Annotated in this window: 13 protein-coding genes; 9 read left to right on the forward strand and 4 right to left on the reverse strand. The window is 76.4% G+C overall.

The features are described 5' to 3' along the window. Positions 1–150 precede the first annotated feature (150 nt). The 3 genes from lpdA to ACRYM2_RS14325 all read left to right on the forward strand — a co-directional run bounded on the left by lpdA (position 151) and on the right by ACRYM2_RS14325 (position 4,416). Entirely contained in the window at positions 151–1,530 is a 1,380-nt protein-coding gene (gene lpdA / locus ACRYM2_RS14315; RefSeq protein WP_432523070.1) for a dihydrolipoyl dehydrogenase, read from the forward strand. 65 nt (positions 1,531–1,595) lie between these two features. Then, positions 1,596–3,428: a 2-oxoglutarate dehydrogenase, E2 component, dihydrolipoamide succinyltransferase gene (gene sucB / locus ACRYM2_RS14320; protein WP_432523071.1), complete on the forward strand. Its 1,833-nt coding sequence runs from the start codon at positions 1,596–1,598 to the stop codon at positions 3,426–3,428. A 97-nt stretch (positions 3,429–3,525) separates the two neighbouring features. Further along, complete coding sequence (locus tag ACRYM2_RS14325) at positions 3,526–4,416, forward strand: TIGR01777 family oxidoreductase (protein WP_432523072.1); 891 nt, start codon at positions 3,526–3,528, stop codon at positions 4,414–4,416. Positions 4,417–4,482: 66 nt separating this feature from the next. On the opposite strand, the gene ACRYM2_RS14330 is transcribed toward ACRYM2_RS14325, so the two are convergent. Beyond that, a complete protein-coding gene (locus tag ACRYM2_RS14330) occupies positions 4,483–6,336 on the reverse strand; it encodes a protein kinase domain-containing protein (RefSeq protein ID WP_432523073.1) in 1,854 nt (617 codons plus the stop codon). 67 nt (positions 6,337–6,403) lie between these two features. Here ACRYM2_RS14330 and ACRYM2_RS14335 point away from each other — a divergent pair, with 67 nt between their 5' ends. The 3 genes from ACRYM2_RS14335 (at position 6,404) to lipB (ending at position 9,262) form a co-directional block, all read left to right on the forward strand. Then, entirely contained in the window at positions 6,404–7,753 is a 1,350-nt protein-coding gene (locus ACRYM2_RS14335) for an NAD(P)/FAD-dependent oxidoreductase (RefSeq protein WP_432523074.1), read from the forward strand. Beyond that, complete coding sequence (locus tag ACRYM2_RS14340) at positions 7,743–8,474, forward strand: Type 1 glutamine amidotransferase-like domain-containing protein (protein ID WP_432523075.1); 732 nt, start codon at positions 7,743–7,745, stop codon at positions 8,472–8,474. The genes ACRYM2_RS14335 and ACRYM2_RS14340 overlap by 11 nt, the downstream gene beginning before the upstream one ends. 74 nt (positions 8,475–8,548) lie before the next feature. Then, entirely contained in the window at positions 8,549–9,262 is a 714-nt protein-coding gene (gene lipB / locus ACRYM2_RS14345) for a lipoyl(octanoyl) transferase LipB (RefSeq protein ID WP_432523083.1), read from the forward strand. On the opposite strand, the gene ACRYM2_RS14350 is transcribed toward lipB, so the two are convergent. Next, a complete protein-coding gene (locus ACRYM2_RS14350) occupies positions 9,223–10,110 on the reverse strand; it encodes a glycosyltransferase family 2 protein (RefSeq protein ID WP_432523076.1) in 888 nt (295 codons plus the stop codon). The two genes, lipB and ACRYM2_RS14350, sit on opposite strands and share 40 nt — an antisense overlap. A 187-nt stretch (positions 10,111–10,297) precedes the next feature. Then, positions 10,298–11,221, reverse strand: a complete 924-nt coding sequence (locus ACRYM2_RS14355; RefSeq protein ID WP_432523077.1) for an LLM class F420-dependent oxidoreductase — start codon at positions 11,219–11,221, stop codon at positions 10,298–10,300. A 51-nt stretch (positions 11,222–11,272) separates the two neighbouring features. Between ACRYM2_RS14355 and ACRYM2_RS14360 the strand changes: the two genes are divergently transcribed. The 3 genes from ACRYM2_RS14360 to ACRYM2_RS14370 all read left to right on the forward strand — a co-directional run bounded on the left by ACRYM2_RS14360 (position 11,273) and on the right by ACRYM2_RS14370 (position 14,495). Then, entirely contained in the window at positions 11,273–12,691 is a 1,419-nt protein-coding gene (locus ACRYM2_RS14360; RefSeq protein ID WP_432523078.1) for a serine hydrolase domain-containing protein, read from the forward strand. Beyond that, a complete protein-coding gene (gene lipA / locus ACRYM2_RS14365) occupies positions 12,688–13,689 on the forward strand; it encodes a lipoyl synthase (RefSeq protein ID WP_432523079.1) in 1,002 nt (333 codons plus the stop codon). Before ACRYM2_RS14360 ends, lipA begins: the two co-directional genes overlap by 4 nt. 74 nt (positions 13,690–13,763) lie before the next feature. After that, a complete protein-coding gene (locus tag ACRYM2_RS14370) occupies positions 13,764–14,495 on the forward strand; it encodes a DUF4191 domain-containing protein (RefSeq protein ID WP_432523080.1) in 732 nt (243 codons plus the stop codon). A gap of 77 nt (positions 14,496–14,572) precedes the next feature. Here the strand turns inward: ACRYM2_RS14370 and ACRYM2_RS14375 are convergent, their stop codons facing one another. Next, a complete protein-coding gene (locus tag ACRYM2_RS14375) occupies positions 14,573–15,010 on the reverse strand; it encodes an RDD family protein (RefSeq protein ID WP_432523081.1) in 438 nt (145 codons plus the stop codon). Positions 15,011–15,200 lie beyond the last annotated feature (190 nt).

A 15,200-nucleotide genomic window follows, 5' to 3' on the forward strand; every position in this document is an offset into this window, starting at 1 on the left:
TCCGTTCCCGGCCCTCCCCTCGACCAGCACGGCGGCACCCCCTGCGGGTGCCGCCGTGCTCGCGTTCCACCCCCCGGCGCCGCCCGCACCGGGGAGTGAGAGGATCAGCGACGGAGCAGTCGCCAGCACAGTCGACCTCAGGAGCTTTTCGTGGCAGGTGCCGCCGGTCAGGAATACGACGTCGTCATCCTCGGGGGTGGCAGCGGGGGTTACGCCTGCGCGCTGCGCGCCGCCGAGCTGGGCCTGAAGGTGGCCCTCGTGGAGAAGGACCTGCTGGGCGGGACCTGCCTGCACCGCGGGTGCATCCCGACCAAGGCGCTGATCCACGCCGCGGAGGTCGCGGACTCGGCCCGCGACTCGGAGGCCGTCGGCGTCCGCGCGACCTTCGAGTCCATCGACATGGCCGGGGTCAACAAGTACAAGGACGGCGTCGTCGCCCGCCTGCACAAGGGCCTGCAGGGCCTGGTGAAGTCGCGCAAGGTCGAGCTGGTGGCCGGCGCGGGCCGGCTGGTGGCCAAGGACACCGTCGAGGTGGACGGCCGGCGCTACACCGGCAAGCACGTCGTCCTGGCCTCGGGCTCGTACTCCCGCAGCCTGCCCGGGCTGGAGATCGGCGGCCGGGTCATCACCAGCGAGCAGGCGCTGCAGCTGGACTCCGTGCCCGACCGCGTCGTCGTCCTGGGCGGCGGCGTCATCGGCGTGGAGTTCGCCAGCGTCTGGAAGTCCTTCGGCGCCGACGTGACGATCGTCGAGGCGCTGCCCCACCTGGTGCCGCTGGAGGACGAGGCGTCCAGCAAGGCGCTCGAGCGCGCCTTCCGCAAGCGCGGCATCAAGTTCTCCCTCGGCGTCCGGTTCAAGGGCGTCGAGCAGACCGGCTCCGGCGTCGTGGTCTCCCTCGAGGACGGCAAGACGTTCGAGGCGGACCTCCTGCTCGTCGCCGTCGGCCGCGGCCCGAACACCGCGAACCTCGGCTACGAGGAGCAGGGCATCACGATGGACCGCGGCTTCGTCCTCACCGACGAGCGGCTGCGGACGAACGTCGAGGGCGTCCGCGCCGTCGGCGACATCGTCCCGGGCCTGCAGCTGGCGCACCGCGGTTTCCAGCAGGGCATCTTCGTCGCCGAGGACATCGCCGGGCTGGACCCGGCGGTCATCGACGAGACGGGCATCCCGAAGGTCACCTACTCCGACCCCGAGGTCGCCTCCGTCGGCCTCACCGAGGCCAAGGCCCGCGAGAAGTTCGGCGACGTCGAGGTCGTCGAGTACAACCTCGGCGGCAACGGCCGCAGCCAGATCATCGGCACCACCGGTTTCGTGAAGCTGGTGCGGCAGAAGGACGGTCCGGTCGTCGGCGTCCACATGGTCGGTGCCCGCATCGGCGAGCAGGTGGGCGAGGCGCAGCTCATCGTGAACTGGGAGGCGTTCCCCGAGGACGTCGCCGCCCTCGTGCACGCCCACCCCACCCAGAACGAGGCGCTCGGCGAGGCGCACCTGGCGCTGGCCGGGAAGCCCCTGCACTCGCACTCCTGACCGCCCGCCACCGCAACGCCGGCGTCCGCGGACGCCGCACCACGTCCGTGAGGAGAACCGTAGAGATGTCGAACTCGGTGCAGATGCCCGCGCTCGGGGAGAGCGTCACCGAAGGCACCGTCACCCGGTGGCTGAAGTCGGTCGGCGACACCGTCGAGGTGGACGAGCCCCTGGTGGAGGTGTCCACCGACAAGGTCGACACCGAGATCCCCTCCCCCGTCGCCGGCACCCTGCTGGAGATCCTCGTCGGCGAGGACGAGACGGTGGAGGTGGGCGCGGAGCTCGCCCGCGTCGGCGACCCCGCCGAGCAGGGGCAGTCCGCACCGAGCGCTCCGGCGCAGGAGGCGCCGGCCCCCGAGCAGGCCCAGCAGGCGCCCGAGCAGGCCCAGCAGGCCCCGGAGAGCGCGCAGGAACCCTCTCCGGAGGAGCCCCCCGCCGCGGCCGCCGCGCCGAGCTCCGGGGGCGGGCAGGCGGTGCAGATGCCCGCGCTCGGGGAGAGCGTCACCGAAGGCACCGTCACCCGGTGGCTGAAGTCGGTCGGCGACACCGTGGAGGTGGACGAGCCCCTGCTGGAGGTGTCCACCGACAAGGTCGACACCGAGATCCCCTCCCCCGTCGCCGGCACCCTGCTGGAGATCCTCGTCGGCGAGGACGAGACCGCCGAGGTCGGCGCCGACCTGGCCCGCATCGGCGACGCCTCCGCCCAGAGCGCACCGGCGCCGCAGCAGTCCGCTCCGCAGCAGTCGGAGCAGCAGTCCGCCCCGGAGCCGGCCGAGTCGCTGGCCGACGAGGTCGCCGTGCGCGAGCAGGCCCGCACCCAGGCCGAGCAGGTGACCCAGCCGTCGGCCGGCTCCACCGCCGAGCCGGCCGCCGCCCCGCCGCAGCAGTCGGCCCCGGCCGCCGCCCCCGCCGCCCCGGCGCCCGCGCCGTCGGCCGGTTCGCAGGCGCCGGCGACCGGTGGCAGCACCTACGTGACCCCGCTGGTGCGCAAGCTGGCCAAGGACCTGGGCGTCGACCTGTCGTCGCTGACCGGCACCGGCGTGGGTGGCCGCATCCGCAAGCAGGACGTGCAGGAGGCGGCCGAGAAGGCGAAGGCGGCCGCGGCGGCCGCTGCCGCCCCGGCACCGGCTCCGGCCGCGGAGAAGCCCGCGGCGAAGCCGGCCCCCGCGGTGGAGGTCTCGGCCAAGCGCGGGACGACCGAGAAGATGTCGCGCCTGCGCAAGGTCATCGCCCAGCGCATGAAGGAGTCGCTGCAGAACTCCGCGCAGCTGACCACCGTCATCGAGGTCGACGTCACCAAGGTCGCGCAGCTGCGCGCCCGGGCGAAGGACGGCTTCGCGGCGACCGAGGGCGCCAAGCTGACGTTCCTGCCGTTCTTCGTGAAGGCCGCGGTCGAGGCGCTCAAGCAGCACCCCTCGCTCAACGCCAGCATCGACGGCGAGAACATCGTCTACCACGGCAGCGAGAACATCTCGATGGCGGTGGACACCCCCAAGGGCCTCATCACCCCCGTCATCAAGGACGCGGGCGACCTGAACCTCGGTGGACTGGCGCGCAAGATCGCCGACCTCGCGGCCCGCACTCGGGCCAGCAAGATCACTCCGGACGACCTGTCCGGCGGCACGTTCACCATCACCAACACCGGCAGCATCGGGGCCCTGTTCGACACCCCGATCCTCAACGCGCCGCAGGTCGCCATCCTCGGCACCGGTGCGATCGTCAAGCGGCCCGTCGTCCTCACGGTCGACGGCCAGGAGACCATCGCGATCCGCTCGATGATGTACCTGGCGCTGTCCTACGACCACCAGATCGTCGACGGCGCCGACGCGGCCCGCTTCCTGCAGACCGTCAAGAAGCGCATCGAGGGCGGGGAGTTCGAGGGCGAGCTCGGTCTCTGAGCCCCTCCCCGGCACCGCTCCTCCGAGCCCCGTCCCCGTCCCGGGGGGCGGGGCTCGGCCCTTCCCCCGCCCCGCTCACCCCACGTCAGGAGACAGCGTGCGCATCGTCGTCAGCGGAGCCAGCGGGCTCATCGGCAGCCACCTCGTGGCGCACCTGCGCAACGGCGGCCACGACGTCGTCGTGCTCGTGCGCCGGGAACCGCGCGAACCCGCGGAGGTCCGCTGGGACCCCTCGGCGGGTGAGCTGGACCCGGTGGCGCTCGGTCGCGTCGACGCGGCGGTGAACCTCTCCGGCGCCGGAGTGGGCGACGAGCGGTGGACGCCGGCCTACAAGGACCTGATCCTGCGCTCGCGCACCGACACGACCTCGACGCTGGTGCGGGCGCTGCTGGCGCTCGACGAGGCACCGCAGGTGCTCGTCAACGCCTCGGCCATCGGCGCCTACGGCGAGGGCGGTGCCGCCGTGCTCGACGAGTCCGCACCGCGCGGGGACGACTTCCTCGCCGACGTGGTGCGCGCGTGGGAGGAGGCGACCACGCCCGCCGCGGACGCCGGCATCCGGGTGGCGCTGGCCCGCACGGGTCTGCTGGCCAACCCCGTCGGGGGTGCGTTCGGGCAGATGCTGACGCTCTTCCGCCTCGGCCTCGGCGGTCCGCTGGGATCGGGGCGCCAGTGGTGGAGCCTCATCTCGATGCCCGACGAGATCGCCGCGCTGCAGTTCCTGCTGGAGGAGCCCGTCGCCGGCCCGGTGAACCTCGTCTGCCCGGAGCCCGCGACGAACACCGCCGTGACCTCCGCCCTGGGGCAGGCCCTGCACCGCCCCGCGCTGCTGCCGGTGCCGGCACCGGCGCTGCGCGCGGTGCTCGGGGAGTTCGCCGGCCAGGTGCTCGCCAGCCAGCGGGTGGTGCCGGAGGTGCTGCAGCGCGCGGGTTTCCGCTTCCGCCACCCCGACGTCGCCTCCGTCGTCGGCTGGCTCGCCGCGGCCTGAGCGGCGGCCCGGCGGGAGCCGGGGCCGCCGCCCGGCCCGGGGCCCACGACCTCGCCCGGACGGCGCTCAGCCGACGGCGCCGATCCGCCACTCCCCCGCCACGCGCACCAGTTCCAGCCGGCTGGTGCGCGGGGCACCCGCCGCGACGGTGGTGGCCCTCCCGTCCGCACCGCGGACCTGGTGCTCGGCGGTGACGACCTCCGCGCGCACCACCAGCCGGTCGGCACCTGCCTCCTCCACGGCGACCGAGCGCACGTCGAAGGCGAGGCCGGAGAACGACGACGCCGCGGTGGCCAGCTGCCGCAGCAGCTCCTCGTCCGCGGCCAGCGCCGCCGAGCCCGGGGCGTCCACGAGGGCGAGCGCGGCGGGGTCGGCGTCGGCCAGCGCCCGCGCGCGCCGGTCCGCCAGCTCGGTGACGACCGCCGTCGGGTCGTCGCCGCGCAGCACCTGCGCACCGGCCTCGGCCACCAGGTCCGCGGGCGCGGCGACCGGTGCCGGTACCGCTGCCGGTGCTCGCGCCGGGACCTGCGCCGGCGCAGCGGCCTCGGCCGCCACCGGCCGCACCGGGGACGCCGGTGCCGGTGCGCCGCCGTCGCGCACGACCAGGGCCGCGACCGCCGTGGCCGCGAGCAGACCGGTGGCCGCCAGCCCCGGCAGCAGGAGGCGACGACGCCCGGAGCGCCGCCCCGCCCCCGACGCGGTCCGTCGCGACGCGCTCGCCCGCGCGCTGGCCCGTGGTGCGCTCGCCCGCGCGCTGGCCGGCGGTGGCGCGGTCCGGGCGCTGCTGCGGGCAGCGCCCGCCGGCGCGGTGCCCGGCACGGCCGGCCCGGCCTGCGGAGCCGTCACCTGCGGAGCCGTCGCCGGGTGGGGCGACGACGAGCGGGGCGACGACGAGCGGGGCGACGACGGGCGGGCGGGAGCGGGGGCCGGGCTCGTCCCGCGCACGGGGCGCGGGCGGGCGCACTCCGCGACGGCCAGGGCGAGCTCACCGGGCGTGGGACGACGGGAGGGCTTGCGGTGCAGCCCGTCCCGCAGGGCCTCGAGCAGGGCTCCCGAGGTGCCCGGCGGCAGGCCGGCCGCGGCTCGGCGGGTGGCCAGGCGGCCGCCGGGGGTGCCGCCGGCACCGGGCGGGGCCCCCGTGAGCGCGCACCAGGCCAGGGCCGCGAGGCCGTACACGTCGGAGGCCGCGCCGACGCCCTCGCCCGCGACGGCGGCCGGGTCGGCGAAGCCGGGGGTGCCGAGGACGCTGCCGTGCTGCTGGCCGAGCGCGCGGGCGACGCCGAGGTCGGCCAGCAGGGGTTCGCCGCGCGCGTCGAGCAGCACGTTGCCCGGCGAGACGTCCCCGTGGACCACGCCCGCGGCGTGCAGGTCCTCCAGGGCGGGCCCGAGCACCGCCAGCAGCCCGGCCACCTCCCCCGCCGACAGCCGGCGCCGCCGCGCCAGCACCGAGGCCAGCGACCCGCCCGCGGCGAGGTCCAGGACCAGCACGGGGCGGCCCGCCGGAGCGTCGGCGGACGGGCCGGAGGTGTCGCGGGAGATGTCGTGGACGGCCACCACGCGGGGGTGGCGCACCCGCCGCAGCAGCGACAGCTCGCGCAGCAGCTCCTCCTCGGCGCGTGCACCGGGTGCCGTCGCCAGGTGCAGGACCTTCAGGGCGCGCTCGACACCGTCCGCGCCGGTGCCCGCCCACACCACGCCGGAGCCGCCCGTGCCGAGCAGGCGCCCGACCGCGTAGCCGTCGACGACGGGCGGGCGGCGGGCGGGGTCCTCGGCCAGCGGGGCGAACGCGGCGCGCCGCAGCCGGCGCGCCGCCGAGACCCCGCCCGCGTCGGCGGTGGGCGCCGCGGCGCGGTGGCGGCCGTCGGAGCCGGGGGCGTCCGCGGGCTCGCCGGCGGCGGTCGGGTCGTCGCAGGGGTGCACGGGAGAAGGGAACCGCACCGGCGGGGACTGCCGCGCTCGTTGTCCACAGGGTCGATACGCTCGGGGCGTGAACGCTGGCCCGACTCCCGAGATCACCTCCCCCACCCCGGCCGTGACGCCGCACGCGTCGGCGCTGCCCTCCTCGGCGGACGTCGTCGTCGTCGGTGCCGGGCTGGCCGGCCTCGCGTGCGCGAAGCACCTGAGCGCGGCGGGGGTCGACGTCCTCGTCGTCGAGGCCTCCGACGGCGTCGGCGGCCGGGTGCGCACCGACGTCGTCGACGGCTTCCGCGTCGACCGCGGGTTCCAGCTGCTCAACCCCGCCTACCCGGAGGTGCAGAAGGTCCTCGACGTCGAGGCCCTCGACCTGCAGCCCTTCGACGCCGGGGTGGCCGTCCACCGCCACGGCCGCCTGCACGCCGTGCGCGACCCGCGCCGGCACCCGGCCGGGATCGTCGAGGCGCTGCGCTTCCCCATCGGCTCGGTCAAGGAGAAGGCGGCGCTGGTGCGCTGGGCGCTGTCCACCACGACGGCGGGCGACCTGACGCGGGACGACGCCCCCTGGTGGAAGGCGCTCGACGAGGCCGACGTGCACGGCGAGCTGCGCTGGTCGGTGCTCGAGCCGTTCCTGGCCGGCGTGCTCGGCGAGGTGGACGGCACGACCTCGCGGCGCTTCGTGGACCTCGTCGTGCGCAGCTTCCTGCGCGGTACGCCCGGGCTGCCGGCGCGGGGCGTGCAGGCGGTGCCGGACCAGCTCGCGGCGAGCCTGCCCGCGGGCAGCGTCGCGCTCGACACCGAGGTCCGCCACATCGGCTTCGCCCCCCGCTCCCTCGTCGTGGAGACCGCCGCCGGCGGGGTGAGCGCCCGCTCCGTCGTGGTGGCCACGGACGCCCACGCCGCCGCCCACCTGGTGCCCAGCATCCAGGTCCCCGACAGCCACGGGCTGGGCACGTTCTGGTACGCCGCGCCGCTGACCCCCGCACCGTCGGGGCGCGAGAAGCTGCTGCACCTGGACGGCGACCGCTCGGGCCCGGTGGTGAACACCGCCGTCGTCTCCGCGGTGGCCCCCGGCTACGTGGTGGCGCCCGGCGAGACGCGCTCGCTGGTGTCCGCGCAGGTGCTCGGCGCGGACGTCTCGGCCGACGTGGAGCGGCGCGTGCGCGAGCAGCTGGCGCGCGTGTACGGCACGCAGACCGCCCCGTGGTCGCTGGTCGCGGCGCACTCGCTCCCGCACGCCCTCCCGGTGCTGGAACCGCCGTTCGACGGTCCCCGCCCCGTCGAGGTCGGCGAGGGCGTGTTCGTCACCGGGGACCACCGGGAGAACCCCTCCCAGCAGGGCGCGCTCGTCGCCGGCCGCCGCGCGGCCGACGCGGTGCTCACCGCCAGGTTCGGCCGGCCGGGGCACCACCGTGCCGGCTGAACGCCCCACGGTCGTCGCCACGTCCGGCGGCTGGACGCGCCGCGAGCGCGGCGGGATCGACTGGGCGGGGACGGCCCACCTGGCCGTGGAGCTCGCCCGGGTGCCCTCGGGGCGGCGGCCGCGGCTGACGTACCTGGGCACCGCGGGCGGTGACCAGCGGTACTTCTCCGGCGAGGTGCACGCGGCCGGTGAGCGCGCCGGCTTCGAGACCACGGTGCTCGACCTGTTCCCGATGCCGAGCCTGGACGACCCGGCGGCGCACCTGCTGACCCAGGACGTCGTGTGGGTGGGCGGCGGGTCGGTGGCCAACCTGCTGGCGGTCTGGCGCGTGCACGGGCTCGACGAGGCCTTCCGCGCCGCCTGGCAGGCGGGCGTGGTGCTCGGCGGGGTGAGCGCGGGCTCGATCTGCTGGTTCCGGGGCGGTACCACCGACTCCTTCGGCCCGGTGCTGCGCCCGGTGACGAACGGCCTCGGCCTGCTGCCGTACGGCAACGGCGTGCACTACGACTCCGAGGCGCGCCGGCGGCCCCTCGTGCACGAGCTCGTGGGCTCCGGGGTGCTGGGCGAGACGCACTGCAGCGACGACGGCGTCGGGCTGGTCTACGCCGGCACCGACCTCGTCGAGGCCGTCACCGAGGTGCCCGGCAAGGGGGCGTACGTGGTGCGCCGCGAGGGCGGCGAGGTCGTCGAGACGCGCCTGGAACCGCGCCGGCTGCCCTGAGCGCCCGCCCCGGGCGGTCGTAGGCTGTCGCGGTGGCCAGCGAGGGAACGCAGCAGCTCCTGCCCCGCACCGACCTGCGCGTGCAGCGCTTGCGGCTGGGCGAGGACCTCGTCGACTACCGCGAGGCGTGGGACCTGCAGCGCCGCCTGCACGCCGAGGTGGCGGCGGGCGAGCGGCCCGACACCGTCCTGCTGCTCGAGCACGCACCCGTCTACACGGCGGGCAAGCGCACGAACTCCTGGGAGCGCCCCGCCGACGGCACCCCCGTCGTCGACGTCGACCGCGGTGGGCGGATCACCTGGCACGGGCCGGGGCAGCTGGTCGGCTACCCGCTGGTGCGGCTGCGCGGTGCGCTGGACGTCGTCGGCTACGTGCGGCGCCTGGAGCAGCTGCTCATCGACGTCGCGGCCCGCTTCGGCGTGCAGGGCGTGCGGGTGCCCGAGCGCACCGGGGTGTGGGTGGCGACCGCCGAGCCGGCCGCGCCCGGCTGGCGCTGCGAGAGCAAGCTCGCCGCGATCGGCGTCCGCGTGGCCCGCGGCGTGACGATGCACGGCTTCGCGCTCAACTGCGACACCGACCTGGCGGGCTTCTCCCCCATCGTGCCGTGCGGGCTGGACGACGCGGGCGTGACGTCGCTGAGCCGCGGCAGCGGGCGGCGCGTGGGCGTGCTGGAGGCGGCGGCCGTCGTGGAGGAGCTGCTGCCCGCGGCGGACCTGCCCGGCTGGACGGGCGCGGACCACCGCGAGGCTCAGGTCGGCAGCAGCTCCGCCACCGAGGCGCGCGCGTAGCGGGCGCGCAGGGCGCGCCGCTGCGCGGAGTCCCGGCCGGCCGCGCGCAGCACCGACCACATCTTGCGGTAGCGGGTGGTCCGCCAGCGCAGCAGGTGCGCGGGCGGGGTGTCCGGGAAGAACGTGCGGTGCACGGCGGCGTAGTCGCCGGTGCCGATGCCGTGACCCGCGGACGCCTCGTGCAGGCGCACCCGCAGCGAGGGGGTGGGCACCTCGACGAACCGGCCCTGCAGCAGCAGCTGGCCCAGCAGCACGTGGTCGGAACAGGGGTAGCTGCCCAGCTGGTCGGTGGCCCACAGCGCCTCCGAGCGCACCAGCCCCGACAGGTAGGCGAGCACCGCGATGGAGGCCGGGCCGTTGATCATGTCGACGAACTGCGCCATCCGGCGGGTGACGTCCTCGTCCCAGCTGAAGCGGCCGGGCTCGCGCGCGTCGCGGGCGGGGCGGCCGTCGGCGTCGATGAGGTCCCAGGCGGGGACCGCGAGCACCACGCCGGGGTCGGCCTCGAGCGCGGCGACGCAGTCGGCGAGGTTGGTGGGGCCCACGAGGTCGTCGGCCATCGCCCACCGGAAGTAGCGCCCGCGCGAGAGCTGGAAGACGCGGTTGAAGTTGCGGGCCAGGCCGATGTTGCGGGGGTTGCGCACGTAGCGCACCCGCGGGTCGCGCGCGGCGAACTCCTCGACGACGCCGGGGGTGCCGTCGGTGGAGGCGTTGTCGCAGACGATGAGCTCGAAGTCGGGGAACGACTGGTCGAGCAGCGCGTCGAGCGTCTGCCGCAGGTACGCCTCGCCGTTGTAGACCGGCACCCCCACGCTGACGGTGGGCCAGCTGCCCTGGTGATCGCTCATGGAACCTCCCCGGAACCCTTGCGCCGCACCGCGCTCGGCGCCGACTGGCGAGAGGGTGCCCCGCGGGGACCGGGTCCCACAACTCTCACCAGGGGGAACGGCGTCACCGGCGCGGACCCTGGGTCACGGCACTGCGCCGGGAGGGAGGACCCGCCCGGCGGCTCCCGCGCCGCCGGGCGGGCGGGCCTCACAGCTGCGGCGCGACCTGCTCGGCGACGAGGTCCAGGTGCTCCAGGTCGGACAGGTCCATGACCTGCAGGTAGATCCGCTCGACCCCGACGGCGGCGTAGCGGCCGATCTTGTCCACGACCTCGGCGGGCGTGCCGGCCAGCCCGTTCTCGCGCAGCTCGGCCGGCTCGCGGCCGATGGCCTCGGCGCGGCGGACGACCTCGGCCTCGTCGCGGCCGCAGCAGACGATGAGCGCCGCAGAGGAGGTCATGCTCGACGCGTCGCGGCCCGCCGCCGCGCACGCCTCGCGCACCCGGGAGATCGCCGCCGCGGTGTCCTCGACGGAGGCGAACGCCGCGTTGAACTCGGAGGCGTAGCGGGCCGCGAGCGCCGGCGTCCGCTTCTTGCCGCCGCCGCCGACGATGATCGGCACGGGCGACTGCACGGGCTTGGGCAGCGCCGGCGAGCCCTCGAGGCGGTAGTGCTCCCCGGTGAAGTCGAAGGTCCGCCCCTCGGGCGTGGCGAACAGCCCGGTGACGATCTCCAGCTGCTCGGCGAAGCGGTCGAAGCGCTCCTTCAGCGGCGGGAAGGGGATGCCGTAGGCGGTGTGCTCGGCCTCGAACCAGCCGGTGCCGAGGCCGAGCTCGACGCGGCCGCCGGACATCTCGTCGACCTGGGCGACCTGGACCGCCAGGACGCCGGGGTGGCGGAAGGTCGCCGAGGTCACCAGCGTGCCCAGGCGGATCGAGGTCGTCTCGCGGGCCAGCGCCGCGAGCGTCGTCCACGCGTCGGTGGGCCCGGGCAGGCCGGAGCCGCTCATGTGCAGGTAGTGGTCGGAGCGGAAGAAGGCGGAGTAGCCGGCGGCCTCGGCCGCGACGGCGACGCGGCGCAGGTCCTCGTAGCGGGCGCCTTGCTGGGGTTCGGTGAAGATGCGCAGGTCCACGTCGCCGATCCTGCCGCCTCGCCGGCGGCGGCGCTCTGGCAGGGTCGGGGGATGAGCTCGCGCACCCCGGGGCTGCTGCCCACGACCACCCGCACGCTGGACCGGCTGCTGGCCGCCGAGCAGGCCGCCTGCCGGCTGCCGTCGGTGGTCGCCGGGCTCGTGCGCGACGGCGAGCTGGTGTGGACGGGCGGGCGCGGGCGCACCGGGCTGAGCGGGGAGCCGACGCCGGACACCCAGTACCGCGTGGGGTCCATCACCAAGTCGTTCGTGGCCGCCGGCGTCGTGCGCGCCGTCGAGGACGGGCTGGTCGACCTGGAGGACCGCGTCGGCGCGCACCTGCCGGAGCTGACCGGCGGCGTCGGCCGGGTCACCGTCGGGCAGCTGCTGGGCCAGGCCTCCGGGGTGCAGGCCGAGACCGACGGGCCGTGGTGGGAGCGCACCCCCGGCGGCGGCTGGGGGTCGCTGGTGCCGCTGCTGGGCGAAAGCGCCCTGCGGCACCGGCCGGGCACCCGCTTCCACTACTCCAACCTCGGCTTCGGCGTGCTCGGGGAGCTGCTGGGCCGGGTGCGCGGCAGCAGCTGGCACGAGGTCGTCGACGAGCAGTTCCTGCGGCCGCTGGGGATGGCGCGCACCAGCACGCGCCCGCAGCCGCCCGCGGCCCAGGGCCTGGCGGTGCACCCGTGGGCGGACCTCGTGCTGCCGGAGCCCGAGCACGACGCGGGGGCGATGGCCCCCGCCGGGCAGCTGTGGTCCACGGTGGCGGACCTGGCCCGCTGGGCCACCGTCGTGGCGGGCACCTCGCCGGTGCTGCGCCGGGAGTCGGTGGAGGCGATGCGGCAGCCGCAGAGCGTGGGCGACACCCGCGGCGCGGCGTGGAGCAGCGCCTACGGCCTGGGCCTGCAGCTGTGGAACGACGGCGGCCGCCGGTACGCGGGGCACTCCGGCTCCATGCCCGGCTTCGTGGCGATGCTGCGGGTGGACGTGGAGACCGGGGACGGCGTGGTCGCGATGACGAACTCCACCAGCGGCTTCGCGGACCTGCCGGTGCGGCTGCTACGCGCGCTGGCCGACGCCGAACCGCACCTGCCGCCGGAGTGGGCGCCGCGCGAGGTCCCCTCGGACGTCCTGGAGCTGGTGGGGCCCTGGTACTGGGGGCCGACGCCGCTGCTGGTGACGGCCGCCCCCGAGGCCGCCGCGACGGGCGGCTTCGAGCTGCGCGGGATGCTGGGGCGCGGGCGCTCCTCGCGCTTCGTGCGGGAGGGGGAGGGCCGCTGGCGCGGGCTGGACGACTACTACGCCGGGGAGCTGCTGCGCCCGGTGCGCCGCGCCGACGGCAGCGTCGGCCACCTGGACCTGGCGAGCTTCCGGCTCACCCGCAGCCCCTACGACCCGGACGCCGACGTGCCCGGGGGCGTGGACGGACGGGGCTGGACGGCGCCCGGCGCGGGCCCACGTACGCTGGGCACGTGACGATCGCACCCGAGGGACGGCGGATGCTGCGCATCGAGGCGCGCAACGCCGAGACGCCGATCGAGCGGAAGCCGTCGTGGATCCGCACCAAGGCCCGCACCGGCCCCGACTACACCGAGCTCAAGGGCCTGGTGAAGAGCGGCGGCCTGCACACGGTGTGCGAGGAGGCCGGCTGCCCGAACATCTACGAGTGCTGGGAGGACCGCGAGGCGACGTTCCTCATCGGCGGCTCCGAGTGCACCCGCCGCTGCGACTTCTGCCAGATCGACACCGGCAAGCCGCAGCCGCTGGACCGCGACGAGCCGCGCCGGGTGGCCGAGAGCATCGCCACGATGGGGCTGCGCTACGCGACGATCACCGGGGTGGCCCGCGACGACCTGCCCGACGGCGGGGCGTGGCTGTACGCGGAGACGATCCGCGCCACGCACGCGGCCAACCCGGGCACGGGCGTGGAGATCCTCGTGCCGGACTTCAACGGCGAGCCGCAGCTGCTGCAGCAGGTCTTCGACGCGGCGCCGGAGGTCTTCGCGCACAACGTCGAGACGGTGCCGCGCATCTTCAAGAGGATCCGCCCGGCGTTCCGCTACCAGCGCTCCCTGGACGTCATCAGCGCCGGTCGCGACGCGGGGCTGGTCACCAAGTCCAACCTCATCCTCGGCATGGGCGAGACCGACGAGGAGGTCGTGGACGCGCTGGCGGACCTGCGCTCGGCGGGCTGCGACATCATCACGATCACCCAGTACCTGCGCCCCAGCCCGCGCCACCACCCGGTGGAGCGCTGGGTGAAGCCGGAGATGTTCGTGCAGCTGTCCGCCGAGGCCGAGCGGCTCGGCTTCTCGGGGGTCATGGCCGGGCCGCTGGTGCGCTCGTCCTACCGGGCGGGCCGGTTGTGGGCGCAGGCGATGCGCCGGCGCGGGGTGCCGATCCCCGAGCAGCTGGCGCACCTGGACCGCGACACCCCCGCAGCCCAGGAGGCCTCCAGCCTGCTGGCGCGCTGAGGCCCTCCCCGGACGGCCGCGCCGCGCCCTTCGGCCCGGCCGGGCAGCCCCGGCCGGGCCGTATCCTTGCGCCCATGGCACGACGCGAGGAACCCGCCGGGGCGACAAGGGCGGCCAAGCCGCGCAAGCAGCGGTGGAAGCGGACCCGGCAGCTGAAGCAGGTCTACGACATGACCGCCCGGGTCGACCCGGCGGTCAAGTGGTGGTTGCTGCTGGCCTTCGCGGGCCCGGTCGTGCTCGGCCTGCTGCTCGGCCTGCTGGTCGACCACCCGATCTACTTCACCGTCCTCGGCCTGCTGGTGGGCCTGCTGGTCGGCATGCTCGTGCTGGGCCGGCGCGCCGAGCGCGCCGCCTACGTGGGCCTGGAGGGCCAGAAGGGCGCCGCCGGTGCGGCGCTGAGCTCCATCCGGCGCGGCTGGACGGTGGAGCGGGAGCCGGTGGCCGCCGAGGCCCGCACGCAGGACATGGTCTTCCGCGCCATCGGCCGCCCGGGCATCGTGCTCGTCGGCGACGGCCCGCCGCAGCGGGTGCGCCGGCTGCTGGAGGCGGAGCGCCGCAAGGTGGCCCGCATCACCCCCAACGTGCCCGTGCACCTGTTCACCGTCGGCGACGGCGGCAGCGAGGGCGAGGTGCCGCTGCGCAAGCTCGCCTCGAAGGTGCAGCGCCTGAAGCCGACGCTGACCAAGCAGGAGGTCTCCGCGGTGCACAAGCGGCTGCGCGCCCTCAGCGGCATCCGCCCGCCGGTGCCCCAGGGCATCGACCCCGTGCGCGCGCGCCCCGACCGCCGGGCGATGCGCGGGCGCTGAGCCCGCGAGGCCCCGCCGAGACCCCCGTCCCGCTCCGGGCCGGGGGTCTCGCGCGTGGTGCCCCGGCGCGCGCGGGTTCAGCGGCGGACGACGACGGTGCCGGCGGCGCGGTCGTGCAGCCCGCGGCGGTCGGGGTCGGTGACGACGGCCGGGATGACGAGGACCAGCAGCAGCGTGCGGGCGGTGCCGCGGGCGAAGCCGACGGGACGCCCGTCGAGGGTGCGCACGGCGATGCCGGTGACCGCGTGGCCCAGGCTCGTGCCGATCGTGGAGACGAGCAGCACGTGCATGACGACCAGGACGGCCAGCGGGCCGATCTCCCGGCCGAGGCCGGGCAGGAAGGCCTGGGCGATGAGGGTGGCCGCCACCCAGTCCACGAGCAGGCCCAGCACGCGCCGGCCCCAGCCGGCGACGGCGCCGCGGCCGGTCGCGGGCAGGCCGAGGCGGACCCCGGCGCCCGGGTGCTCCCCACCGGTGCCGCCGGGACGGGCGCTGCTGCTCGCGTGCTCGGCCACCCGACCAGGGTACGGCGCCGCCGCCGCGCCCCCGCCCCCGCGCCCGGCCCCTCCGCCCGGCCGCCCCACCCCGCCCCCGGGGGCGCGCGGCGCGGGGGGGGGGGCGGGCGGCGCCCGGGGGGCGCGCGCCGCGGTCCCCCCCCCCCCCGCCCCCCCCCCCCCCCCCCCCCCGCGCGGGGGGGGCGACGCG

This window comes from Kineococcus aridisoli, assembly GCF_050871885.1.
GTDB lineage: Bacteria > Actinomycetota > Actinomycetes > Actinomycetales > Kineococcaceae > Kineococcus.